Source organism: Butyricicoccus sp. AF35-5AC, assembly GCF_003477715.1.
GTDB lineage: Bacteria > Bacillota > Clostridia > Oscillospirales > Butyricicoccaceae > Agathobaculum > Agathobaculum butyriciproducens.
The window spans coordinates 16,564-40,772 of the sequence record NZ_QUDX01000001.1; the positions used below are offsets into that span (position 1 = coordinate 16,564).

Annotated in this window: 18 protein-coding genes; 7 read left to right on the forward strand and 11 right to left on the reverse strand. The window is 56.2% G+C overall.

The genetic code is table 11. From position 1 onward, the window contains the following. Positions 1-940 precede the first annotated feature (940 nt). A complete protein-coding gene (gene prfB, locus DWZ82_RS00070; protein WP_118477919.1) occupies positions 941-2,080 on the reverse strand; it encodes a peptide chain release factor 2 in 1,140 nt (379 codons plus the stop codon). 583 nt (positions 2,081-2,663) lie between these two features. On the opposite strand from prfB, the gene DWZ82_RS00075 reads away from it, so the two are divergent. Beyond that, positions 2,664-3,614 carry a calcium/sodium antiporter gene (locus DWZ82_RS00075; protein ID WP_199667342.1) on the forward strand — a complete coding sequence of 317 codons (951 nt, stop codon included), beginning with the start codon at positions 2,664-2,666 and terminating at the stop codon, positions 3,612-3,614. Positions 3,615-3,910: 296 nt separating this feature from the next. On the opposite strand, the gene DWZ82_RS00080 is transcribed toward DWZ82_RS00075, so the two are convergent. After that, positions 3,911-4,126: a hypothetical protein gene (locus tag DWZ82_RS00080; RefSeq protein WP_147356894.1), complete on the reverse strand. Its 216-nt coding sequence runs from the start codon at positions 4,124-4,126 to the stop codon at positions 3,911-3,913. A 186-nt stretch (positions 4,127-4,312) separates the two neighbouring features. Here DWZ82_RS00080 and DWZ82_RS00085 point away from each other — a divergent pair, with 186 nt between their 5' ends. Genes DWZ82_RS00085 through DWZ82_RS00095 form a run of 3 tightly spaced genes read left to right on the forward strand, consistent with a single transcriptional unit; the run spans position 4,313 to position 9,655 of the window. Then, complete coding sequence (locus DWZ82_RS00085; RefSeq protein ID WP_118477923.1) at positions 4,313-5,710, forward strand: Wadjet anti-phage system protein JetA family protein; 1,398 nt, start codon at positions 4,313-4,315, stop codon at positions 5,708-5,710. Next, a complete protein-coding gene (locus tag DWZ82_RS00090) occupies positions 5,707-6,339 on the forward strand; it encodes a DUF4194 domain-containing protein (RefSeq protein ID WP_118477925.1) in 633 nt (210 codons plus the stop codon). Before DWZ82_RS00085 ends, DWZ82_RS00090 begins: the two co-directional genes overlap by 4 nt. Then, entirely contained in the window at positions 6,308-9,655 is a 3,348-nt protein-coding gene (locus tag DWZ82_RS00095) for an ATP-binding protein (protein WP_118477927.1), read from the forward strand. Before DWZ82_RS00090 ends, DWZ82_RS00095 begins: the two co-directional genes overlap by 32 nt. A 133-nt stretch (positions 9,656-9,788) precedes the next feature. On the opposite strand, the gene DWZ82_RS00100 is transcribed toward DWZ82_RS00095, so the two are convergent. Together DWZ82_RS00100 and DWZ82_RS00105 are read right to left on the reverse strand one after the other, a co-directional pair. Next, positions 9,789-10,697, reverse strand: coding sequence for an asparaginase (locus DWZ82_RS00100; RefSeq protein WP_118477929.1), 909 nt, complete (start codon positions 10,695-10,697; stop codon positions 9,789-9,791). 42 nt (positions 10,698-10,739) lie between these two features. Beyond that, complete coding sequence (locus DWZ82_RS00105) at positions 10,740-11,081, reverse strand: winged helix-turn-helix transcriptional regulator (RefSeq protein WP_110435506.1); 342 nt, start codon at positions 11,079-11,081, stop codon at positions 10,740-10,742. Positions 11,082-11,255: 174 nt separating this feature from the next. On the opposite strand from DWZ82_RS00105, the gene DWZ82_RS00110 reads away from it, so the two are divergent. Further along, the gene (locus DWZ82_RS00110) at positions 11,256-11,651 is read left to right on the forward strand and encodes a pyridoxamine 5'-phosphate oxidase family protein (protein WP_118477931.1); all 396 of its coding nucleotides are present in this window, start codon (positions 11,256-11,258) and stop codon (positions 11,649-11,651) included. A 136-nt stretch (positions 11,652-11,787) separates the two neighbouring features. Further along, the gene (locus tag DWZ82_RS00115) at positions 11,788-12,813 is read left to right on the forward strand and encodes a YeiH family protein (RefSeq protein WP_118360084.1); all 1,026 of its coding nucleotides are present in this window, start codon (positions 11,788-11,790) and stop codon (positions 12,811-12,813) included. Positions 12,814-13,135: 322 nt separating this feature from the next. Here the strand turns inward: DWZ82_RS00115 and DWZ82_RS00120 are convergent, their stop codons facing one another. From DWZ82_RS00120 to DWZ82_RS00140, 5 genes are all read right to left on the reverse strand, one after another. Further along, positions 13,136-13,552, reverse strand: a complete 417-nt coding sequence (locus DWZ82_RS00120; protein ID WP_118284574.1) for a YjdF family protein — start codon at positions 13,550-13,552, stop codon at positions 13,136-13,138. A gap of 265 nt (positions 13,553-13,817) precedes the next feature. Continuing rightward, positions 13,818-14,606, reverse strand: a complete 789-nt coding sequence (locus tag DWZ82_RS00125) for a TIM barrel protein (protein ID WP_118477933.1) — start codon at positions 14,604-14,606, stop codon at positions 13,818-13,820. Between the two features lie 97 nt (positions 14,607-14,703). After that, positions 14,704-16,365 carry a solute:sodium symporter family transporter gene (locus DWZ82_RS00130; protein WP_118477935.1) on the reverse strand — a complete coding sequence of 554 codons (1,662 nt, stop codon included), beginning with the start codon at positions 16,363-16,365 and terminating at the stop codon, positions 14,704-14,706. Positions 16,366-16,477: 112 nt separating this feature from the next. Continuing rightward, positions 16,478-17,488, reverse strand: a complete 1,011-nt coding sequence (iolG, locus tag DWZ82_RS00135) for an inositol 2-dehydrogenase (protein ID WP_118477937.1) — start codon at positions 17,486-17,488, stop codon at positions 16,478-16,480. Between the two features lie 279 nt (positions 17,489-17,767). Continuing rightward, entirely contained in the window at positions 17,768-18,778 is a 1,011-nt protein-coding gene (locus tag DWZ82_RS00140) for a sugar ABC transporter substrate-binding protein (RefSeq protein ID WP_118477939.1), read from the reverse strand. 525 nt (positions 18,779-19,303) lie between these two features. On the opposite strand from DWZ82_RS00140, the gene DWZ82_RS00145 reads away from it, so the two are divergent. Beyond that, on the forward strand, positions 19,304-20,350 hold the full coding sequence (locus DWZ82_RS00145) for a LacI family DNA-binding transcriptional regulator (protein WP_118477941.1): 1,047 nt from the start codon (positions 19,304-19,306) through the stop codon (positions 20,348-20,350). Between the two features lie 137 nt (positions 20,351-20,487). On the opposite strand, the gene DWZ82_RS00150 is transcribed toward DWZ82_RS00145, so the two are convergent. Both DWZ82_RS00150 and DWZ82_RS00155 read right to left on the reverse strand, forming a co-directional pair. Continuing rightward, positions 20,488-22,251: a [FeFe] hydrogenase, group A gene (locus DWZ82_RS00150; RefSeq protein ID WP_118477943.1), complete on the reverse strand. Its 1,764-nt coding sequence runs from the start codon at positions 22,249-22,251 to the stop codon at positions 20,488-20,490. Beyond that, complete coding sequence (locus tag DWZ82_RS00155; RefSeq protein ID WP_110435496.1) at positions 22,245-24,077, reverse strand: NAD(P)-binding protein; 1,833 nt, start codon at positions 24,075-24,077, stop codon at positions 22,245-22,247. Before DWZ82_RS00155 ends, DWZ82_RS00150 begins: the two co-directional genes overlap by 7 nt. Between the last annotated feature and the right edge of the window lie 132 nt (positions 24,078-24,209).

The following is a 24,209-nucleotide window of genomic DNA, read 5'->3' on the forward strand; positions in this document are numbered from 1 at the left end:
GTCAGCGGCCGTTCGTCTGCACCGAGCGTGCACAGCGCGATATTGTTGCGTAACGGGTAAAATCGCAGCGGAAGCGCGTTTGTTTTAGCCGCTGCGGTGAAAACTGCTGTCTGCGTAAAAACTCCTCCGTTGCGGCGTGATTTTGCACGGATTTATCCACAGACTTGTGGATAATTAGATGACTCCATGCCGGTGCCGCGGAGTGTTATTGTATCACGCGGAATGCGCGGGATTTGTCAAAATGGTAATTTCAGCAAGCGGGATTTTCCGGGTGGAACCTTTTCAGCACCGACTGTGCGGGGATTCGCCGTCTGCGGACGGCGGGAACGTGCCGCGCCCCGCGGCGGGGCAAGAGGGTAGACACCAAGGTTTCTACCCTCTTAACTCCCACTTCCTTTTATTTCGTAGTCCGGCGCAGACCAGAGAACGGCGACCGCTTCGAAAAGGGGAACGGCAGTCGGGTTATCACAGCGTGTCTTTCGTGAAATATTCGCAGTTCGCAGACAGCGTACTGCTACACATGTCGGCTACGTTACGCAGAGCGCGACATAACCGTGTCGCGCAATTTTTGGGCACGTTATACCAGAAGGCACCTGCGAATCTGTCTGTTTGGCACAATTTATCTTCGCGGGTGCTGTCTGTTATAACGCGCTAACGAATCGTGCGGCACTGTTATGCCGCACTCAGCGTAGACTGAACCGTATGTGTAGCAGTAGGGTAACCGAACTGCGAATAGGTAAAAGAAAAGGACGGACCCGAAGTAGGTCCGTCCTTATGAGAGGAAAAATCCTCTGTCGTTCCTCTTTTTCGAAGCGGTCGCCGGTCTCTGGTCTGCGCCAGACTAAGAAATAAAGGAAACGGGATTCACAAGGGTGGAAACCTTGGTGTCCATCCTTGTGCCCACCGCCGTGGGTACGGCGGTAACGCGAAGTGCGGTAAATTACATGCTGCCGCCCTTGCTGCCTTCCCACACGCCGGTGGCGAGTGCAGACAGGTATGCGTTGATAAAACCGTCAATATCGCCATCCATTACAGCGTTGATATTGGCATTTTCAAAGCCGGTACGCGTATCCTTGGCGAGCGTATACGGCATGAAAACGTAGGAGCGAATCTGGCTGCCCCATTCAATCTTCTGCTGAACGCCCTTGATGTCCGAGATTTTCTCAAGATGCTCGCGCTCCTTGATCTCAACCAGCTTGGAACGCAGCATGCGCAGACAGTTCTCCTTATTCTGCAGCTGGCTTCGCTCGGTCTGGCAGGCTACAACAATACCGGTCGCCTTATGGATCAGTCGAACCGCAGACGAGGTCTTATTGATGTGCTGACCGCCTGCACCGGACGAACGGTAAACCTGCATTTCGTAATCATCCGGCTTGATCTCAAAGTCCGTGGAGGTATCCGGAATATCCGGAACGACCTCTACCGCCGAGAACGAGGTCTGACGGCGGCCGGATGCATCAAACGGAGAGATACGGACCAGACGGTGTACGCCGTTTTCACCCTTGAGGAAGCCGTAGGCGTTTTCACCCTCGATGAGAATATCGGCAGACTTGATACCCGCGGTATCGCCATCCTGGTAGTCCATGATCTTATAGGTAAAGCCGTGACGCTCTGCCCAGCGGGTGTACATGCGGTACAGCATCGCGCACCAGTCCTGTGCCTCGGTGCCGCCTGCACCGGCATGGAAGGATACGAGTGCGTTGTGGCTGTCGTACTCGCCGGTCAGCAGCGTGCCCAGCTTCTGCTCGGCAATACCGTCCTCCAGCTCCTTGTAGCCGCTTTCCAGCTCCTCAAGCATGGATTCGTCGTTTTCTTCAATCGCCATCTCGCAGATGGTGAGCAGGTCATCGCACAGCTCGGTCATCTTATTATACGCTTCAACCTTGCCCTTGAGCGAGCCCATGCGGGAGACGATCTTCTGGCTCTCCTCCGGATTATCCCAGAAACCCGGCTGAGAGGACTTGATCTCCAGCTCCTCTACCTCACGCTTCGCCTGCTCCAGACCGAGCGAGGTGTACAGCTCCTCAAGCTCGGGCTTGAGGTTGTTCAGCTTGACCTTGTATTCCTCAAATTCCAGCATGAAAATGCTCCTTCACTTTCAGATTGTTCAAAATTTCAGTACCTTATAGTATATAGGTTCACGAGGGACTTGTAAAGATTTTTTCGTGAATTATAGCAGTTTAGATAAATAATGCGGCAAAAGTAGCGTATAAAGCGCGCAAAGAGCAAGGAAATTTTATGAAGCCATGCTGGGCGCATGGCGAATGAAATTGACGATGCTATTTGCGTGCTGTATGCGCGCACTTGTTGCAGTATTTGTCTGAACTGCTATAAGGGGTTGTCCCGTAAAGATTGTGTACATTTCCACAAGTTCGGCTTGACTAATCGCTTTTTTTCCCATATGATAGTTACTGTAAAAGGGAGTAGCTCACGCGAGAGCGCGTGGTCGGTGCCGACAAGCCCGATTGACGAAAAGTCAATCCGTACCGAGCCGTAAGCAGCAAGACTTTTACCGCAGTATGCGGTAAAAGTCTTTTTTTGTGCTCTGCAGCCGGAAATCGAGCGAAAACTCCCTCGTAAGCATGTACACTGTTGGGGACAAGGGCATTGCCGTGAAGGTGCGGTGCTGCCCGAGATTTTCCGGAAACGAAGGAGGAAACTGTATGCTGTCATTTGTATTTCTGGTGATCGGCTTTGCACTTATGATCTGGGGTGCGGATAAGTTTGTTGCGGGTGCATCCGCACTGGCGCGCAAGCTGGGCGTATCACCGCTGCTGATCGGTCTGACCATCGTTGCGTTCGGCACGTCCATGCCGGAGCTGGCGGTCAGTGTCACCGCAGCCCTGCGCGGTGCAAACGAGATTGCGGTCGGCAATGTTGTCGGCTCGAACATTTTTAATCTGCTGGTGGTGGCCGGTCTGTCCGCCGCTGTCTGTCCGCTTGTGATGGATAAAACGCTGCTCCGCCGTGACTGGCCGCTGTCCATTCTCGCGGCTGTGCTGCTGCTGGGCGCCATCGCACCCGACCTGACCATCGCCCGTTGGGAAGGCGTTGTACTGCTGATTATATTCGCATTCATTCTGACGCACCAGATCCGCACCGCACTGCAGAACCGCGAGCAGCTTGCTGCCGCAGCTGCAGAAGCTGAGGCCGAGGAAGCGGAAGCACCCATGTCCACTGCGATGATCTGGGTGAATATCCTGCTCGGTCTGGCGTGCATCGTGATCGGCGGTCAGCTGGCCGTAAACGGCGCGACCGGCATTGCTCGTATGTTCGGCCTGAGTGAAACGCTCATCGGTCTGACCATTGTGGCCATGGGCACCAGCCTGCCTGAGCTTGTCACTTCTATCGTGGCTGCACGCAAGGGACAGAACGACATTGCAATGGGCAATGTTATCGGCTCAAACCTGTTTAATATTTTCCTGATTCTCGGCGTTTCGTCGGTTATCACGCCGATTCCGGTGCAGGCGACCTCTATCGTTGACTGCCTGTTCCTGATTGCCATCAGCGCGGTATTTTATCTGCCGGCGCGCAAGGGCAAGCTCGGACGTGTGCCGGGTATCGCCATGGTGGCAATGTATGCTGTCTATACGGTGTATCTTATTATGCGATAAGGTATCGCGGTCTCTTGCCTGCCCGGCAGGGGCACAAGGGTGGACACCAAGGTTTCCGCCTTTGTGAATCCCGGTTCCTTTATTTCTTAGTCCGCAGGTCAGAGACCGGCGACCGCTTCCATATAGGGAACGGCAGAGGAAAATTTACCATGACTTTCGGAGAAAAGAACGTAGACAAGCCGATTCGCAGTGCTGCCGTTGAGAAGAAGGGTGCGTCTCAGACTTGGCGCGCTGCCCCGAAAGGTGAACGGATGGATATCCGCGTGTTCAACACCGAACCTGCGATAAAATCTCTCTTAGACATAGAAAAACACCCGATAGGATATTCCTGTCGGGTGTTGCCTTAATTGTAACGCAAAATCGTCATTCCGGCGGGCAAGGTGAGTGAGAACCATGCCTGCGCTCAGCATATTGGAGATAACGGTCGCAATCGGCACACCGGCCACACCAAGCTGCAGCGCGAATAAAATCAGCTTGTCTGCCAGACCGCCCTTGTGCTTTGTCTGTGCCATGAAACGATGATTCTCCTTGCATGAGAGCTGCGGCATTATCTTATCATGCGGCGGACAGCGGTGCAATACGCGGGGAACGGATTTCATCATTGTAATTTTTCCTTGAAAATTGTATAATATTTTTGTATAGAAAAGCAATTTGCGTGCCGAATCTATCGTTTTGCGCCGCAGAGGAGGATAGAGGACATGAAATTTTTTGAAGCCGTGCCGGACGAGCTGTTTTCACCGCTGGCGTCACCGAACCGTGCGCTGTACGCGGATGCGCTCGATGTGCTGTACACGGCGTACCGCGAAAAGCTGAAGCTGCCCGAGGATATGCTGTATTCCATGCTGCGGAGCAGACTGGAGCAGCAGCTGGCCGAGGCTACCTTCGAGGGCGAGGACATTGACGAGGACGAGCTGCGCGATATTTCCGGCCGTGCCCGTTTCCTCATTCGCAAGCTGGGCAGCAAGGGCTGGTTTGAAAAGGAGCGCGGCACAGACTTTCGGGAATATATTACGGTTCCGGGCCACAGCAGCCGTTTGCTCGAGCTGTTCCACGCGCTGCGCGAGGACACGCCTGCACGCGGCTATTCGTATGTGTTCGGCACCTATTCCACGCTCAAGGTCGCACATGAGTCGGACAGCGTGTATGACAAAATGGCTGCTGTCTACGGCGCATATGACAACACGCGCGCGCTCATCAACCTGCTGCAGATGGTGTATCATAACGTCAAGCATTATTTCCAGATGCAGATCGACATGCACAATGTCGGGGACGTGCTCGCATCGCACTTTGATGATTTCGGGCAGAAGGTGATGGAGGCGTACATCCGTCCGCTCAAGATCAAGGATTCCGTGCCGAAATACCGTGTGCCGATACAAAATGTGCTGACAGACTGGGCGGAGAATGATGAACTGCTCATCGCCATGGCGAATGCCGCTTTGGCTGACCGCCGAGGGGACACGCCGGAGGACTGCCGTGCCGATCTTCTTCGCAAAATTTACTGGATACAGGAGTGCTACGACAATCTCGAGCGTGATTATCTGGATGAGATCGACGCACAGGTGCGCCGCTACACGCGTGCGGCTACGCAGAAGATCGAAAACCTGACCAACCGAGATCAGAATATCCGCGGCAACCTGCACACGGTGCTGACCGCGCTGTCGCGCAACCGGCGAGCCGCCGATCTGGTGGACACGATTCAGCCGGTGTTCCGGCTGTGCGAGCAGACCTATCTGTCCGAGAGCAGCCTGTGGTACCGCAAGCGTCCGGGCAAGCGGACAAAGGCCGCGCCTGTGCTCGTGCAGGAAACCGAAGCGGATACGGCAGCAGCCGCAAAGGCGGCTGCACTTTTGCGCTCGGAGTATGGCCGCGGCGCCATCGCGGCGTATGTGCAGGGATGGCTCGGTGAAAGCGATGTGTGCCGCTCGGAGGATATTCCGCTCAAGAATGATAAGGACTATGTGATGAGCCTGCTGGCGGTGCTGACCGGCGGCGACCGCTCGGCGGATTTCACGGTGCAGGAGCTGGACGGCGAACGCCGGGAAAACGGCTATGCTATTCCGGAACTGCAGATCAGCCGGAAGGAGAACAACGAATGAATTTGGAATTTCTGAATACCGCTACCGCAAAGGAACTGGAGCAGTTCAAAGCGGTGTGCAATCAGCTGCTCAGCCGCACCTATGTGGTGCGCACGCTGTACCGTCCGGGCAGGGGACGGGTGAGCAACCCGGACTACACTTTTTTATCCATTCATTATGAGTCCGTGCGCGAGTATCTCAACCTGCTTGACTGGGATTTGCGGCGCGACGACATAAACGGCTACTTTTATGTGCTGAACACAGATGAAGCCAACCGGTGCATCCTGTCCAAGCGCGAGACCGCGATTCTGCTCGCTCTGCGCATGCTGTACGACGAAAGCCAGGAGCGACTGGGACTCGAGCAGGACGCGCTCTGCAGCGTGCGCGAGGTGCTCGAAAAGATCGTAACCGACTACGCTATCCTGCCGGCTAAGCCGAATATGGAGGAGGTCAAGCGGGCGCTGACCGTGTTTGAAAACCACTCGATCCTGCAGCGCATCGAGGGGAAATTTAATCAGGCTGACTGCAGATTTGCCATTCTGCCGACCATTCAGACCGCTGTTTCGAGCGAACGATTGAATGAGGTCGCAGCCGTGCTGCGAAAGGAGGAGACCGCCGATGAAGAAACTGAAGAAGATTCTGCTGATTAACTGGCTGTATTTCAGCAAGGAGGTCATCGAGGTCGGCGACGTGAACTTTCTGACCGGCAAAAACGGCGCAGGCAAGTCCACGGTGATTGACGCGCTGCAGATCGTTCTCCTGGGTGAGACCAATGCGCGCAACTTTAATCTGGCGGCGAATGAGCGCTCACAGCGCACGCTGGACGGCTATCTGCGTGCCGATATGGACGAGAATAACCCGTATTCCCGCCGAGGCAAGGACTTTTCGACCTATATTGTCTGCGAGTTTGAGGACGATGTGGAACACAATAGTTTCGTGTGCGGCGTGATGTTCGATTGCCGCAGTGACGGCAGCCGCCACGACCATTTCTTTATCTACGTCGGAAAACTGCCGGAAAACTGCTTTGTCGAGGACGGCGAGGCGATGGATATTCACGATCTGCGCAAATTCCTCAAGCAGAATTTCTCCCGCGCCGAGGTGTACGATACCCAGTGGGAGTACCGCCGCAACATGCTCTCGCGGTGGAACGTACACAACGAGCAGGTGCTCCGCATGATGAAAAAGGCGGTGTCGTTCCGTCCAATCGTGGATATTCAGCAGTTTATCACCGAAAATATCTGCGATATTCCGGATAAGCCGGACATCGAAGCCATGCAGCAGAATATCCGCAACTACAAGCGGCACGAGCAGCTGGCGCAGCAGCAGGAGGAAAAGCTGACCGCGCTGCAGGAGATCAGCACTCTGTACCGCGAAATGACGCGCTCGGTGGACCGCTGGCGCGTGCAGTCCTTCCTTGTGCAGTGGGCGCAGAAGGAGGACATGCAGGCGCAGATCGACAGCCGCGAGCAGGAAAAGCGAAACTGCCTGTCCGAGTTGACCGCGGCGGACACCGCGATTGAGGATTTGGCCGGGCAGGTGCAGGCGAAGGAGGAACGCCGCCGTCAGCTGGACCGCGATTATGCGCAGAGCGACACCTATCAGGAGCGCGAGCGGCTGGAAAATCAGAAGCAGTCGCTGCTGACCGAGCAGAGCAAGCTGGTGCAGGAGATGGAGCGCGACGCACTTGAGATCAAGCGGGAGGCGCTGCGGCTGACGCACCTGTGTGAGACCGCGCTTGCGTGGGACGCCGAGGATGTGCTCGTTCCGGTGCAGCAGGCGGCAGAGCAGGTGCAGCGCACCTACGCACGGCTGTCGAGCGGCGAATGCGCGATCTTCGGTCAGGAGCAGACCGTATTCGAGGACGCCCGGCAGGCGGCAGCGACCCTGTCGGACGCGCTGGCGAAGGCGGCGCATCAGCTTGGCGATAAGGTTGCAGAGCTGCAGCAGCAGCTGACCGAAAAGCAGACTGCGCTTGCCAATCTGCGCAGGAATATCAAGGATTATCCGCGCGGACTGCTGCTGTTCCGTGCCAAACTGGCGGAGAAACTGGAGCAGCAGGCGGGAGCGCCGGTTGCGGTAGATATTCTTGCGGATGTGCTGGAAATTGAGGATGAGCGCTGGCGCGGAGCCGTGGAAGGCTATCTCAACAACCAGAAGTTTTATTTTCTGGTCGAACCGGCATATTACGAACAGGCTTTGCGTATTTACAACAAACTTAAGTGGGAAAAGAGCCTGAACGCCTACGGTCTGGTCGATATCGGCACACTGCGCGAGCGTGAGCATATTGACCCGCAGAGCGGCAGTCTTGCGGAAAAGGTGGAGACCGGGAACGCGCTTGCGCGAACCTACATGGATTATCTGCTCGGACGTGTGATGTGCTGTGACACGGTTGAGCAGCTGCGCGGGCATCGAACCGCTATCACAGATGAGGGCATGCTGTATCAGGGCTATGTGGCGCGTGCGCTCCGCAGAGACCGTATGGAGGATGCGTTCATCGGCCGTCATGCGGTCACGCTGCGTATCTCTCGTCTGGAAGAGGAAGCCGCCGGTCTGCAGGAGAATATTTCGCACAGGAAACCCATTTGGCAGGCAGTTTCTCAGCAGAAAACGCCCATGCTGACGCCATATTATGTGCGAAATATCGTACCGCAGCGGCAGGCGGATTTTCTGTACCGCGCGGAACTGGAGGAGGAGATCAACGCGATCGACGAGCAGATTTCCCATCTCGACCTGCTGTGGCTGGAGCAGCAGAAGCAGCTGATCGCCGAAATCAGCGACGAGATTGCGGCGCTGAGTCGTCAGCGCGAGGTGCAGATCGCACACAAGGCCAGACTGGAGGAGCGTATTCGTCAGCTGGACGAGGAAATCCTGCCCGAGCAGTACCGCAGCCGCACCGAAATGGAGCGCAGGCTGGCGGAAAGCTTCTCGGAGACCTACCGCGATGATATCGGTCTGCCGCGCTACCGGCAGGAGCTGGAGCGTCTGCACCGGCCGGACATCGTGTACCGCAATTTCAGCAATCACCATGCACAGGTTGTCAACGAGATGGAGAACGCCCGCGCGGCACTCCTGCGGGCACGCCGAGAATATGTCGAGCGGTTGGGGCCGTGCTCGTTCTGCGTGGAGGCAGACGACAATGCGGAGTTCGATGCGGAACGCCGTGTGCTCGAGGAAAGCGAGCTGCCGCAGTACCGCACCAAAATCCGTGCCGCACGCGAGAGTGCGATGGAGCAGTTCCAGAACGACTTCCTGTCCAAGCTGAAAAGCAGCATCGAGCAGGTGCAGGATCAGGTCAAGAACCTCAATCGGGCACTGCGGCAGGCGCAGTTCGGTACGGACAGCTACCAGTTCCGCGTGGACCGCAATCCGGATTATGCCGAATATTACGACATGATTATGGCGCCGGAGCTGATGGAAGGCGATATTACGCTGTTTTCCGCACAGTTTCAGGAGAAATACGGTCCGCTGATCGACAAGCTGTTCAGCCAGATCACCATGGCGGACGATACCCAGCTCAACGCCCGCAAGCAGAGTGAGCTGCAGGAGAACATCGAGCGGTACACCGACTTCCGCACCTATCTGAAGTTTGATCTGGAGACCACCGATCAGAACGGCTCCAAGCAGCTGCTGTCGCAGACGCTCAACACCAAGTCGGGCGGGGAGACGCAGACGCCATTCTATATTGCGGTTCTGGCCTCGTTCGCGCAGCTGTACCGCGTGAGCGATACGTCCAGCTTCGGCAACACGGTGCGTCTGGTCGTGTTCGATGAGGCATTCAACAAGATGGACAGCGAACGCATCATCGAAAGCGTGCGTCTGCTGCGCAAAATGGGTCTGCAGGCGATCATCTGCACCCCGCCGGATAAGGTTTCGGATATCATGCCGATCGCGGATAGAACGCTGCTGGTTGATAAGCATAAGTATCGGATGCACATTCTGCCGTTCAGCAAGGAGAATGCACAGTAAAGAAAAATCCCGCTTTCTCGCGTGAGAAGGCGGGATTTTTGTGTGATTTCGGACAGGCTGCCCCGTTGGACAGGCGAAGTCGTTCTATACGGCTGGCTATTCTGACTCTATTGTACTTTGCGGGCAGAACATCTTACAATTCACCGCACATGAGTGCACCGAGCGCGTCCTCGAAGGTACGGCTGCCGAGAGAAATCGCACCGAGTGCTTCGGCACGGCGTCCAACCTCGTATTTGTGCAGGTGTACGCCGCCTTCCGGGCACTGCGTGGTGATATACACGCGCGTGCCGCTTTGGATCAGATCACGCACGGCGGCTTCCAAACGGGCGGGTACGCCGCCTGCGCCGAAGGCTTCGAGTACGACCTTGGGGTAGCCGAGCAGCACGGAGAAGAATGACGGGTCGAGATCGGGGGTCAGGCGCACCGGAAGGATGTGGGTGTCGATTTGTTCTACAAGTTTCGGTTCACCGGAGGGGACAGGCGCAGGTGTGTTCCAGTGTACTTCACTCTCACGGATTTCGCCTGCCGGTGCGGCATTTGCCGAGAGAAATGCGCTAATCTCAGTCGAATGCTGCTTGAAAACGTGGATGCCGTGCAGAATCTGACCGTTCATCACGGCGTACACGCCTGCGCGTCCGTCTGCCGCAGTGCGGAACGCATCCAGCAGATTGCGCGGCGCATCCGAGTCCGGCACGCCCATCGGCAGCATGGAGCCGGTCAGCACGAGCGGCTTGTCGAAATGCGGCAGCAGGTGGGTGAGCAGCGCGGCGGTGTACGCAAGCGTATCCGTACCGTGCGTGAGCACAAAGCCGTCGAATTTCTCACGGTTTTGCCAGACCGCCTGTGCCATGCGCTGACGGTCGGCGGCGGTCACGTCGGTCGAGTCCAGTTGCATGAGATTGAGCGTTTCAACTGTGCACAGCGCAGACAGTTCGGGCAGTGCGCCGAGCAGTGCGGCGCTGTCCAGAGCGGGGGAAAGACCGCGTTCGGTCTCGCAGCACGCAATCGTGCCGCCGGTGGCGATCATTAAAATATGAGGCATGATTTTCCTCCTGAAAGTTGTTTTTACGGATAGAAAGCCGGATTAACGGCACTGTGCCTGATAATTTTCTCCCCATTTCCACAGGGCGTCCATCACGGGTTTCAGGCTGTACCCGAGTTCGGTCAGCGTGTATTCCACGCGCGGCGGCACCTCGGCATAGACCTTGCGCGTCAGCAAACCGCTGGCCTCCATCTGGCGCAGCTGTGCGGTCAGAACCTTCTGCGTGACGTGCCCGATGGACTTTTTCAGTTCGCCGAAACGCAGGGTGCCGTTCATCAGGTCACGCAGGATGAGCACCTTCCATTTATCGCTGATGAGCGTCAGCGTGGTCTCGACAGGGCAGGCGGGCAGTTCCTGTTTTGCGGTCGATTCGGTCAGTTCCATGAGAAAAACCTCCTTGTTAACGCGATTTGCGCCAATAGTATCTTTTGGGTAACTACACCACAATATTGTGCTTACTTTACAGATTGTCACTACGGCTTTATTATAGAATCACCGAAAGGGAAAAGCAATCCCAATATAGAAAAAGAAAATAAAATTTTCATGGAGGTATTTATCATGAGCAAGGTCGTAGAATTTCTGCAGGCGAATCCGGTACAGTATCTGGCAACCGTAGGCCGTGACGGCAAGGCAAAGTGCCGCCCGTTCATGTTCTCGGGCGAGATGGACGGCAAGCTGTGGTTCTGCACGAACAACACGAAGGACGTTTACAAGGACATGCAGAGCAACCCGGAGATCGAAATCTCGGTTTCCAGCCCGGAGTACGCATGGATTCGCCTGCACGGCAAGGCTGTTTTCGAGAACAACATGGCTGCCAAGGAGATGTGCATCGCAAATCCGATCGTCAAGAGCCAGTACGGCGAGGCGACCAACCCGATCTTCGAGGTGTTCTATCTCGAGGATGCACACGGCAGTATCGCTGATTTCTCCGGAAATCCGCCGTATGAATTCTAAAATCTGCTGAAACCCTCTGAATCAGCCTGTACACAGCGTACAGGCTGATTTCTTTTGCCCTTTGCCGAAACTAAGTATTGAACTGCACCGCCGAGATAGTGTATACTGGTATTCGGCTTATGAAAGGGGTAAAACAATGGAATTTCTTAAGAAAAACGGCGCCGGACTGTTGCTGTGCCTGTGCATTGCGATTCCGGCATGGCTGCTGGGACAGGCGGTGCCGGTTGTCGGCGGACCGGTATTCTCCATCCTGATCGGCATGGTGCTCACACTGTTCTGGAAGGACAAGACCAAGGTGCAGCCGGGCATCGGCTTTACCTCGAAAAAGGTGCTGCAGTACGCGGTTATCCTGCTCGGCTTCGGTCTTAACCTGTCCGAGATTGCAAAGGTCGGCGCACAGTCGCTGCCCATCATCGTTTCGACGATCGGTACCTCGCTGATCGTGTCGTTCGTGCTGTGCAAGGCAATGAAGGTGCCGTCCAATATCTCGACGCTGGTCGGTGTCGGCTCGTCCATCTGCGGCGGCTCGGCAATCGCGGCAACCGCTCCGGTCATCGGTGCGGACGATGAGGAGATCGCGCAGGCGATTTCGGTCATTTTTCTGTTCAACGTCATCGCGGCGCTGACCTTCCCGACGCTCGGCGGCATGCTCGGCATGACCGATCACGGTTTCGGCCTGTTTGCGGGCACGGCGGTCAACGATACCTCGTCCGTAACGGCAGCCGCTTCCGCGTGGGACGGCATTCACGGCAGCAACACGCTGGAAATCGCCACCATCGTCAAGCTGACGCGCACGCTGGCGATCATCCCGATTACGCTCGTGCTGGCGCTGTGGCGCACCCACAAGGCCAAGACCGAGCAGAGCAAGGGCGGCGAAGCCTTCTCGCTCAAGCGCGCGTTCCCGATGTTTATTTTGTACTTCGTGCTCGCGTCCATCATCACCACGGTGTGCACCACGGTCGGCGTACCGGCAGGCGTGTTTACGCCGCTCAAGACGTTGTCCAAGTTCTTCATCGTTATGGCGATGGCGGCTATCGGCATGAATACCAATATCGTAAAGCTGGTCAAGACCGGGGGCAAGCCGATTTTCATGGGCTTTTGCTGCTGGGTCGCTATTGCGTGCGTCAGCATTGCAATGCAGCATTTGCTTGGTTTTCTCTAAGTGGAATGAAAAAGCACAAAGGACTAATGTCCTTTGTGCTTGAAGCTGTCGAAAAACTAACGTTTTTCGAGCAGCCTCTCGATCGAAACCACGCTTTCGATCGAATTCCGAAGAAAAAACGCGCCTTGCAGGCACATTTTTTCTTCCCTTGTATAAATTCCGAGATACACAAGGTGAATTGCCGCATAGCGGCAAGAGAGGGTGGTCTGGACCATGCTCTCGGAATTTATGAATTTGCTCCGCAAATTCTATTTTATGCGTGCTGCCGCACGAAGCAAAAGAGTCGAAATGCAGCTTTTTCGACAGGATGAAGCACAAAGGACTAATGTCCTTTGTGCTTTTCGCGTTTTTGCTGCTGTTTGAGTGCATAAAGCCGTTTGGCCTCGGCTTGTTTGCGCGCACGGCTTCGGCGCTTGCGCGCCTGCTTGTTCTGCTCCTGCTGGAGCTGCAGCGCCTGCTGCGATTTGGTGCCGATGCCGATTGGCGCAGTCTGCCGTCCGGCTTCCCGCTGTGCCCGTTTGGGATTGCGGTGCGCAGGCTTTACGGCAGTCTCAACAGCCGGACTGAATTGCAATCGGTAGTAGTGCCGCAGCAGGTAAATCAGCAGCTCCGGCTCCTTCGGCTCTGCGCCGAAGGTTACCTTTGCCACGGATAACCTGCCGTTTTCGATCCGCTCGAATACACCGACCCAGAATGGGTCCTCAAAAAATACGGTCAGTCTGCCAATTACTTTGTCCATTGTTTTTCCCTCCTGAAAAATAAATGAACAAAGAATGGACAACCCGGAGGGGCAGGTTACTTACCCTGCAAAAGCAGGACGGCCGGGCTACCTACCGGCTCTGGTGCACGGAGTGCACGTTGCGTTTTTATCTTTGCGGTTTTATTATAGCATGAAAATGCAGGATGCGGTCAAAGATTTTGATTTGCGGGTTCGATATGCCTGCCTCATAGCATAACAGAAGTCCCTGTACCATACAGCACAGGGACTTGAAAGAAAGAGAGATTTAGGCGTTTTCCATGATGGCCTTAACGGCGGTTGCGGTATCGGTCAGCGGGAACAGCTCATAGCCGACACGGCCGGTGTAGCCGCACTCCTCGAGGTGACGGATAACCTTCTTATAGTTGATCTCACCGGTGCCCGGCTCATGACGGCCCGGAGCATCAGCAACGTGAATGTGGCCGAAGGTGTCGCCGTAGTTGGAGATGGTATCGCAGATGCAGCCCTCGTTGATCTGCATGTGGTATACATCATACAGCAGCTTGAGACGCGGAGAGCCGATCAGACGAACGATTTCAGCGCCCATCTGGGTGGTAGCGAGGAAGTTGCCGACGTGGTCGGTGGTGATGTTCAGCGCCTCGAGGTTGAGGTTGATCTCTTCCTTCTCGGCCAGCTCAGCGCAGGCGAGCAGCGTGTCGTACATCGAGCACAGCTTTACGGTGTGGGAAAGGTTATCGTAGTGGTTTACTACAATGCCGCCATCGCCCAGTGCGTTGGAGTGGATGGTAACGCTCGAAGCGCCGACTTTCTTTGCAGCCGCGATGGACTCCTTGAGGTAGTCGAGGTACTTCTGCTTGTGGGTCGGATCTACCAGCGAGAAATCCGCATCACCGTTGAAGCCGGAGATGGCGATGCCAGCCTTCTCAGCAGCCTCGCGGGTCGCATCCAGATCGCGGATACGCCAGTCCCAGAACTCTACGGCCTCAAAGCCGTCGTTCTTTGCAGCCTGGAAACGGTCGAGCCAGTCCAGCTCGGTGTAAAGGGTATCAATGCAAGCGCATTTTCTCAGTGCCATAATAAATTACCTCCAAATTTTCTTGTTTCGGTTGTCTTACTCTTTTAAATTGATGATACATCAAGCGCAGCGGATATGCAACGCTGCTTTCCAAAAATTATGCTCCGATGCCGAGCGGAGAGAATGCCAGATAAACCAGCAGCACGCACACGATAACGATCACGCTGACGATATTGCGGTACTTCCACGGCGTCAGGTCTACCGCGCCGACGTCCTCCTGTACCCAAACCTCAGCACCCTTGCGCTTATTGTGACGGTGCATGAGGTACATGATCAGCATTTCAAGCGGCCACAGAACGGATACGGCGTACAGATAGTGCATGGTGCCCTCGTTGCCGCCGAACAGCGAATAGCTGGGAGACAGGAGCATGAAGCCGCCATAGCAGATGATGTGGAATACCATGATGAAGCGTGCGCTGTACTTCGGCAGGCAGTTGAAGAAGAAGCCGCCGAATACACCGGACAGGACCGGCAGACCGACCAGCATAACGAACGAATCGAGGAAGGTCTTGAGTCCGGCAGGGAAGAAGTAGACCATCGGACCGACGATCATCGAGAAGATTGCGAACACAATGCCGATATTCTTGCCGACCGAGACCAGCTTTTTATCGCTGGCGTTCTTGTTGATGAATTCCTTGTAGATGTCCATCGTGAACATGGTGTTGACCGAGTTGAGCACCGAGTTGAACGAGGACAGGATCGCGCCGAACATAACGGCTGCGAAAAAGCCCATGACCGGCTGGGGAACAACGCGGGTGATCAGTGCCGGATATGCGTCATCCATCATGGATACCTGCGTGCCCTCGATGTTGAAGATCGCGTAAGCGATAACACCCGGCAACGCAAGGAACATAAAGCCGAGGATTTTCAGGAACGCGCAGTAGAGTGCACCCTTCTGTGCTTCCTTGAGGTTTTCAGCAGCGAGCACGCGCTGGATGAACGACTGATGCGTGCACCACGATTGGAAGCCGAGGAATACCAGACCGAGGAAAACGGTCGGCCACGGAACGGCCGGTGCTTCGCTCTGCGCGGGTGCGATGGAGTTGAGCATATCGGCGTGGTTGTGGATCAGGTAGCGCACGCCGTCCATGATGGCAACGCCGCTGTCGCTGCCGGAGGCATGACCGAGCACGTTGAGCGCGAGGAACGGGATCATCAGTCCGCCGATCAGCAGACCGACGCCGTTGATGGTATCCGATACCGCAACCGCCTTCAGACCGCCGAAGATGGCGTAGATCGAACCGATGATGGTGATCAGAATGCAGAGAATAATGATAGACTGGAACTTGGTAATGCCGAGCGTGCCGGACAGGTTGAAAATGTTTTCAAATACCAGCGAACCGGAGTACAGAATGACCGGAATCTGCACGAACAGGTATAGAATAATGTACGCGATGGAGAACCACAGCTTGGTGGGTCGGTCGTAGCGTTCGCCGAGCAGCTGCGGAATGGTGGTAATGCCGCTTTTCAGATAGCGCGGCGCGGCAAACAGCGCCAGCACGATCAGCGCGGTGGCTGCCATGACTTCGAATGCCATCGGGCTCATGCCGATCGCCCATGTCTGTCCGTTCGTGCCGACGAGCTGTTCTGCGGAAAGGTTGGTCAGCAGCAGCGAGCCCGCGATAACGATGCCCGGCAGACCGCGTCCCGCCAGAAAGTAGCCATCGGCAGTGGTCTGGTCATCACCCTTGGTCTTTACATAGGAGATGACCGCAACTAAAATCGTAAAAAATACAAAGGTTACGCAAGTGAATACCATTTTCTCTGTTCAAACTCCCTCAAATTTGCATAGAAAAACCGTTGGTGCATAGCGCACCAACGGTTTGAGCACATTGCTTAGACTGTGTGCGTGGTATGAAATTAAACCGTGATCAAGCCTCGATCTCGGAGATCTTGACCGGGCGGCCCTCATGCAGCGACTGGGTAGCAGCTGCGGCCATCAGTACCGGATACAGGCCGTCCTCGCCGGTAACCGGGGTTTCCTTGTCATTGATAACGGCATCCGCGAATGCCTGCATCTCGGCAACGAATGCGCCGGTGTAGCGATCCCACATGACCTTGTAGGCAACGCCGTGAACTGCGCCGTCCGCAGTGGACAGAACAGCAGTGTTCGGGGTGTCGTTCTGGTCCTCGGCACAGCCTTCGGAGCCGAATACCTCAACGCGCTGGTCGTAACCGTAAACTGCCTTGCGGCTGTTGTCGATCACGCCGATTGCGCCGTTTGCGAACTTGAGGGTAACGAGTGCGGTGTCAACGTCGCCGGCCTCGCCGATGCCCGGATCGACCAGTACGGAACCAACTGCGTTTACCTCGGTAACTTCGCTGCCTGCGAGGAAGCGGGCCATATCGAAGTCATGGATCATCATATCATAGAAGATACCGCCGGAAACCTTAACGTAGGATACCGGAGGCGGCTCCGGGTCGCGGGAGGAGATCTTGATGATATTTACCTTGCCGACCTTGCCGTCACGAACCATGTCGTATACTGCGCGGTGGTTGTGGTCGAAGCGGCGGCAGAAACCGATCTGCAGCTTTACGCCAGCCTCCTTGGCTGCGTTAATGGCAGCGTGAACCTTGGACAGATCATAGTCGATCGGCTTCTCGCAGAAGATGTGCTTGCCAGCGTGAGCAGCCTCGATGATGTACTTGGAATGGGTGTCGGTCGAGGAGCAGATGAGCACTGCTTCGATCTCAGGGTCGTTCAGGATGTCGTTTGCATCCTTGGTGGTGTTCGGGATGCCGCAGGACTTGGCAAATGCCTCGGTCTGCTCATTCATAAACGGGTCAGCGATGGTCTTGATCTCCATCTCCGGTACGAACATGGAAATGTTCTTCGCGTGTACCTTACCGATGCGGCCCGCACCGATGATACCTACTTTCATGGATGTTCCTCCTTAAATGAAACAAAATGGGGTATAAAGAGAGGTTTTCATTCTGTAAGAAGCGTTGGAGCGCGGTTCCTTGCAGAAAGACCGCCGTAGGCGGTATAAAATTGAGGATTTCGAAGAAATTCTCATAAAAAGTCGGGGCGTGTACCTGACTTTTTATACAGGTAAGGAAATCAGTGTGCCGCTGTGCGGCGCGCTGATTTCTGTTCGGGAAGCATCCGCGGCAAAGCCGCGGTGTTTCCCATCCCCTTGAAATGCGTGCATTTCAAGGAATCATTTCAGCCATTCATCGAACTTCTGGAGGCGCTCGGAAGCGTTGTCCTTGGTGATGATCTCAGTGCCGGTGTCAACGTCGCCGTAGTCCTCGCCGTTCAGGATCTTCACGATGGTTTCGACCGCCTTGTAGCCGATGTCGAAGTTGTTCTGGGCTGCGGTCATGGTCAGCTCGCCGCTTGCAACAGCTTCTACTGCGGACTTCTGGCCGTCAAAGCCGAGGAAAATGGTGTTGGCGTAAGCCGGATTGCCCTTTGCGGTACGGGCTGCGGCCAGTGCCATATCGTCGTTGTTGGAGCAGATGATGGCAACACCCTCCGGATACTTGCTCATGATGCCTTCCATCGCGGTTACAGCGAGGTCAGCGGTTGCATTTGCGTACTGGGTTTCGTTATCAAGGAACTCGCCGCCGGCTTCGTTTACGCCTTCGCGGTAGCCTTCCATGCGGGCGGTGTTGGTCGCGTCGCCCTGTACGCCTGCGATCTCGATGCACTTGATATCGGTCCAGCCGGCTGCCTTTGCAGCTTCAACAGCGGCCTTGCCGCCTTCCTTGGCTGCTTCCTTGTTGCCGGTGCCGACGAATGCGAGGCACTTGTCGGAATCAATGCGGGTATCGTATGCTACGACCGGCTTGTCGGTGTTTGCGATAGCGGTTGCAACAGCCTCGGACTGCAGCGGAGCGATCAGGTAGCCATCGTAGGACTCAACCGCAAGGTCGGTCTGGATGGTGTTGAGCTGCTCCTCGTAGTAGGTCTCAGCCGGAGGACCCTTGATGTCCAGGCTGACCTGATCCGGATGCTCATCCTCATAAGCCTCTGCGCCTGCCTGAACAATGTTCCAGAACTCGGCAGCGTTGGTCTTGAGCACCATGCTGATCTTGTACGGGCCGTCATGGGTGGAGGCGGTGTCGCCGCCGTCGGGTGCTGCAGAAGAATCGGTGCTGCCGCCGCAAGCGGTCAGGCTGAGTGCGAGGGCGCTGGTGAGCAGGGCTGCTAACAGTCTCTTTTTCATAGTGAGTCTCCCTTTCTTTTCTCGTTTTTCTTCTCGTGTCTCTCTTTCAGCACTGTGCGTTTGTGTGCTCTGTGCCGTTTATGTGCTTATTATAGCGAGCGGGTACGGGAATGTCAACAAGCAATTTGCCTGTGTGAAAATCGTTAAAATGGAAATAACGTCAAAATAAATGGATAAAATGCGTGTAAATGCGTATAAACTGAGAAATACAAAACAAATATGTGGAAAGCGAGGGTGGTCACAAGGTTTGGTGTGTGCAATTGTATATGTCGCACAAAGCACACATTCTGTGAAAAACACAGAATATCGCACATGGTTTTGAAAAAATGAAAAAATGGAGCATAAAACACCGGATATATCGGAAAATCTGCACCGAAAGCTGTGTGTGCAAATGCACGGAAAGAGGGGAAGCACAGATTGCGTCTTCACAAAGCACAGAAATATGGTATAATAAGCACAGAGAAAAGAAACATTGCAGAGAGATGCAGGATAGTATAAAGAGCAATTACGAAAAGGTGAAGGATTATGAACAAAAGACCAACCATTCAAACGGTTGCCGAGCTTGCGGGCGTCTCCCGCGGCACGGTAGACCGTGTATTAAATAATCGTTCGTATGTGCGCGCAGATGTGCGTGCGCGCGTGCTGAATGCCATTCAGGAGACCGGTTATCTTTCTCCGAAGGAGGCGCATCGGCAGGCTGCAGAGGCAAAGCTGCCGCTCAAACCTGTGCGTTTGGGTGTGCTTTTGCCAAACTGGAGCGGCCCGTTCCACGAGGACGTCCCGAGAGGCATTCAGGCTGCGCGTTCTGAGCTGGAAAAGCGCGATGTCGAGGTGCGTGTGTGCACTTGTGATACAGATATTCCGCGCGAGACCATCGAACTGCTGGACGAGCTGGTAAGCTGGGGCGCGCAGGGCATCGCACTGTGTGCATTAAATGATATTTCGATCGAAGCACGCATCGGAGAATTGGCCGAACAGGGCATTCCGTGCATCACGTTCAACTCGGATCTGCCGAACAGCCGCCGTTTGTGCTTTGTGGGTCAAAATTACGCACAAAGCGGCCGTATCGCCGCCGAGCTGCTCAGCAAGTGCGTGCCGAAAAACGCGCGTGTGCTGGCGATGGCGGGCAATCTGGAGTACGACGGCCACCGCACCCGTTTAGACGGCTTTTGCGAGCATCTGAAGAAAAAGGGCTTCTCTTCCTCGCAGATCGAGATTGAGGAGACCTATAACGACTACCGTTTGACCTATAACCGCGTCACGGCAGCACTGCAGTCGGACAATCCGCCGGCGGCCATCTATATGGCAAACCGCAGCGTTACCGGCTGCGTGGACGCGCTCAAAGCTGCAGGCATGGATCAGCAGGTGCGTGTAATCGCACATGATATGTCGTTGCGCCGCAAGCAAATGCTGCTCGACGGCTCGCTTGATCTGACCATCACACAGGATATGTTCCGGCAGGGCAGCCAGCCGCTGCGCCTGCTCGCAGACCTGCTGCAGAAGAATATTCAGCCGGAAAACAGTAATAAGGGGTCGGAAATTTCCATTATCTGCGCACAGAATATCGAATAACGCAAAAAAGACGCTGTATCAAGCTGATACAGCGTCTTTTTTGCTTGTTCGGGGTGCTTTTGCCGTTATGCGATAAGAACTCCGCCAAATGAGGCGGGCTGAGGGCAGCCCGCCCTACGGGATTGCAGAACCGGCTTTTATCGCGGATTCTGCGGCATCTGCCATGCGAAATGGTCGCAATGCAGCAATTCCTCCGCTCTGTGCGAGCACGGCTCATCCAGATACTCACGGTACAGCGCTTGAACCGCCGGATTTTCATGCGAAAAACGCAGCGGTGCATTCTGATCGAGTCGGAACAGGACCTTGCCGCGGTCGGCGGCCTTTTCGCGGTCGGTGCCGTCCACCGGCTGACCGCCGCCGCCTGCACAGCCGCCCGGGCATGCCATGATCTCTACAAACTCATAGTGTACCTCACGGCGCTGCAGCGAGCGCAGAAGCTGACGCGCGTTGCCCAGTCCGCTCGCTACCGCACAGCGCACAGTCCGGCCTGCCAGCTCAAACGTCGCTTCGCGCCACGGCAGCGGAGAGATCGTGCCGTCGTCACGTACCTCGCGGAACGCATCCGGAGACGGATTTTCGCCGGTGGTGAGGAAGTACGCCGAACGCAGCGCAGCCTCCATAACGCCGCCGGTCGCGCCGAAAATAACGCCTGCGCCGGTGCCGTCGCCCAGCGGAGAATCAAACGCGGATTCCGCGATATTTTCCACATCGAGGTGCTCGGCACGCGCCATGCGCGCCAGCTCTCGGGTGGTGATGACCAGATCGACATCGCTGCCGTGACCGGCCGAATCCATGCTCGGCAGCTCACGCTCGGCCTTTTTTGCGATGCACGGCATGATGGAGATGCTGTAAATTTTGTCCGCGTCCACGCCGAGATTGTGCGCCAGCCAGGTCTTGCCGACCGCGCCGAACATCTGCTGCGGCGACTTGGCGGTGGACAGGCGGCCGGTCATTTCCGGGAACTGCGACTTCAAAAAGCGCACCCAGCCCGGGCAGCACGAGGTAAACATCGGCTGGTTGTCCAGATCGCCTGCCTGCAGGCGCTGGAGCAGCTCGGTGCCTTCCTCCATGATGGTCAGATCGGCAGAAAACGTGGTGTCAAACACATAATCCGCGCCTAATTTGCGCAGAACGGACACCAGCTGACCGACGGTTGCCTTGCCGGTCGGCATGCCGAAGGCTTCGCCCCATGCAGCGCGCACAGCCGGAGCAATCTGCACAATGGTCACGCGGTCCGGATCACCGAGCGCAGCATACGCCTTCTGCGTGTCATCGCGCTCGCGCAGAGCACCGGTCGGGCAGTGCGTAATGCACTGACCGCACAGCGAGCAGTCCGCCTGCTTGATCACGCGGTTTTCCGAAACATCAATGGTGGTGCGCGCACCAGAGCCGCTGATATCCCAGACGGACAGCGACTGCACCTTGTCGCATACCTGAATGCAGCGCATGCACTTGATGCATTTATTTACATCGCGGTAGAGTGGGAACGTGGTCGTCCAGTCGGCCTTTTTGCCGTGTGCGAGGTCGGTGGGGTAGGAAACACCCAGAATGCCCATATCGTTTGCGATCTTCTGCAGCTGGCAGGTGCCCGAGCGGATGCAGGTCGCGCACTTGTTGTCGTGCTGCGAGAGGATAAGCTCCATATTGACACGGCGCGCCTCGAGTGCACGCGGAGAATTGGTGTGGATGACCATGCCTTCACGCACAACGTTGTTGCACGAGGGAACCAGTTTGCCCTCGCCTTCTACCTCAACACAGCAGACGCGGCAGGCGGAGATTTCGTTCAGCTCTTTTAAGTAGCACAGGCTGGGGATTTCGATATCGACAGAGGCGGCGGCATCCAGAATGGTGGTGCCTTCCGGTACAGTCACCGGGATAGAATTGATCGTCAGATTTACCATTTAGAAGAACGCCCTCCCTTGAAAATACCGTAGCCGAAGTGGTCGCAGCGCAGACAGCGGGAGGTCTCCTGATGAACCTCCTGCTCGGTCATGCCGCACTTTACCAGATCAAAGTTGCCGACGCACTCCTCGGCGGGTCTGCTGCGCAGCTCGATGCGGCCGCAGGCCGGCATATTGGTCAGATGCGGTGCCGGAATCTCAACATCGCTCTTGATAACGTGACGGAAGCCGAGGTGTGCGTCAATGTTGGCCGCAGCCACCTTGCCGGCGGCTACCGCGCGGATAACGGTCGCCGGACCGGTAACGGCATCGCCGCCCGCGAATACATGCGGGGTGTTCGGCACAAATGCGTCGGATTCGGCCTGAATCTTGCCGCGCACGACCGGAGCGATCTGCTCGAACGGCTTTGCGTCGATGGACTGGCCGATGGCTACGATAACGACATCGCACGGTGTGCGGAGCAGCGGCTGATCGGCATCGTAGGGACGCGGACGACCGTCCTTGCCGTAGGCACCGATGACCTGCGGACGCGTCCACAGAGCGGTAACGCGGCCCGTTTCATCGGTCTCAATGTGATCGGGTGCCTGCAGCGAGAGAATCTGGCAGCCTTCGCTCTGTGCTTCCTCGATCTCCTCTGCGAGTGCGGTCATATCGGTCACGCGTCGGCGGTAGACGCACGTTACTGCGGAGGCACCGAGACGGATTGCGGTTCGGGTTGCATCCATCGACACGTTGCCGCCGCCGATGACGCAGACGCGCTTGCCCTTGAAGTCCGGCACGCGGCCCTCGCCGATGTCGCGGAGCAGCTGCACCGCGGAGTGTACGCCGACTGCGTCCTCGCCGGGAATGCCGATCTTCTTGTCGTTATGCGCACCGATGGAGATGTAAACCGCGTCGTACTGGTTCTCAATCTCAGCGAACGAAATATCGCGGCCGATGGAAACGCCGGTGTGCACCTCAATGCCGGTGGACAGGATGAAGTCGATATCCGCATCCAGCTTGTCCTGCGGCAGACGATAATCCGGAATGCCGTAGCGCAGCATACCGCCGAGCTTGGGACGCTGGTCATAGACTACGACCTGGTGTCCCATCAGCGACAGGAAATACGCCGCCGACAGACCACCCGGTCCGCCGCCGATGATGCCGATGCGCTTGCCGGTCGAGGGTGCGGAGTCCGGCGGCGTGGTGTTGTCCGCGTGGTCGCACGCGAAGCGCTTGATGCCGCAGATGTTGACCGCATCGTCCACCATGCTGCGGCGGCAGTGTGCCTCGCACGGGTGCTCGCAGACATAGCCGCATACGGTCGGGAAGGGGTTGTCCTTGCGGATCAGGCGCACGGCGTCATTGTAACGGCCGGCACGCACGAGTGCAATGTAGCCCGGAATATCCACACCGGCAGGGCACAGCGCCACGCACGGCACCGGATGATCCCAGCCGAACAGACAGCGGCCGCTCTCCACATGGGAGAGGTAGTCATCGCGAAAGCCCTGCACGCCCTGCAGAACCATGCGGGCAGCCTCGTAGCCGATGGCGCAGTCCGCCGTATCCTGAATAACACGGGCGGTTTTCTCGATCAGGTCAATGGTCTCCGGTGTTGCGGTGGAGTCCAGCACCTGCTCGAGCAGAGTGGTCAGCTGCCCCAGACCGATGCGGCACGGAACACATTTGCCGCAGGTCTGTGCATGGCACAGACGCAGGAACGACAGCGACATATCCACCGGACACAGACCCGGAGGACTGGCGCTGATGCGCCGCTCGATATCGCGGTACAAGCCGGCAATGACGGTCTCAGCCTTGCCCGGCGTTTCAATGGATAAACGACTCAAAAAAGTCCCCTCCCTTTCTTGTAAAAACATATAAAAAATAATAGAACTTTTGGGCGGGTAAGTCAATTGCAACTCAGTGATTTTGGAGAAAATACCAATAAAAAGCTGCTTGCAGTGGCAGCTGGAGGACGG

Excerpts from the sequence above, each read along its gene's own strand:
- DWZ82_RS00090 (WP_118477925.1), top strand. The coding sequence starts at position 5,707 with ATGAATTTGGAATTTCTGAATACCGCTACCGCAAAGGAACTGGAGCAG.
- DWZ82_RS00110 (WP_118477931.1), top strand. The coding sequence starts at position 11,256 with ATGAGCAAGGTCGTAGAATTTCTGCAGGCGAATCCGGTACAGTATCTG.
- DWZ82_RS00105 (WP_110435506.1), bottom strand. The coding sequence starts at position 11,081 with ATGGAACTGACCGAATCGACCGCAAAACAGGAACTGCCCGCCTGCCCT.
- DWZ82_RS00095 (WP_118477927.1), top strand. The coding sequence starts at position 6,308 with ATGAAGAAACTGAAGAAGATTCTGCTGATTAACTGGCTGTATTTCAGC.
- DWZ82_RS00080 (WP_147356894.1), bottom strand. The coding sequence starts at position 4,126 with ATGGCACAGACAAAGCACAAGGGCGGTCTGGCAGACAAGCTGATTTTA.
- iolG (WP_118477937.1), bottom strand. The coding sequence starts at position 17,488 with ATGAAAGTAGGTATCATCGGTGCGGGCCGCATCGGTAAGGTACACGCG.
- DWZ82_RS00100 (WP_118477929.1), bottom strand. The coding sequence starts at position 10,697 with ATGCCTCATATTTTAATGATCGCCACCGGCGGCACGATTGCGTGCTGC.
- DWZ82_RS00125 (WP_118477933.1), bottom strand. The coding sequence starts at position 14,606 with ATGGCACTGAGAAAATGCGCTTGCATTGATACCCTTTACACCGAGCTG.
- DWZ82_RS00085 (WP_118477923.1), top strand. The coding sequence starts at position 4,313 with ATGAAATTTTTTGAAGCCGTGCCGGACGAGCTGTTTTCACCGCTGGCG.
- DWZ82_RS00115 (WP_118360084.1), top strand. The coding sequence starts at position 11,788 with ATGGAATTTCTTAAGAAAAACGGCGCCGGACTGTTGCTGTGCCTGTGC.
- DWZ82_RS00140 (WP_118477939.1), bottom strand. The coding sequence starts at position 18,778 with ATGAAAAAGAGACTGTTAGCAGCCCTGCTCACCAGCGCCCTCGCACTC.
- prfB (WP_118477919.1), bottom strand. The coding sequence starts at position 2,080 with ATGCTGGAATTTGAGGAATACAAGGTCAAGCTGAACAACCTCAAGCCC.
- DWZ82_RS00075 (WP_199667342.1), top strand. The coding sequence starts at position 2,664 with ATGCTGTCATTTGTATTTCTGGTGATCGGCTTTGCACTTATGATCTGG.
- DWZ82_RS00120 (WP_118284574.1), bottom strand. The coding sequence starts at position 13,552 with ATGGACAAAGTAATTGGCAGACTGACCGTATTTTTTGAGGACCCATTC.
- DWZ82_RS00145 (WP_118477941.1), top strand. The coding sequence starts at position 19,304 with ATGAACAAAAGACCAACCATTCAAACGGTTGCCGAGCTTGCGGGCGTC.
- DWZ82_RS00130 (WP_118477935.1), bottom strand. The coding sequence starts at position 16,365 with ATGGTATTCACTTGCGTAACCTTTGTATTTTTTACGATTTTAGTTGCG.
- DWZ82_RS00150 (WP_118477943.1), bottom strand. The coding sequence starts at position 22,251 with ATGGTAAATCTGACGATCAATTCTATCCCGGTGACTGTACCGGAAGGC.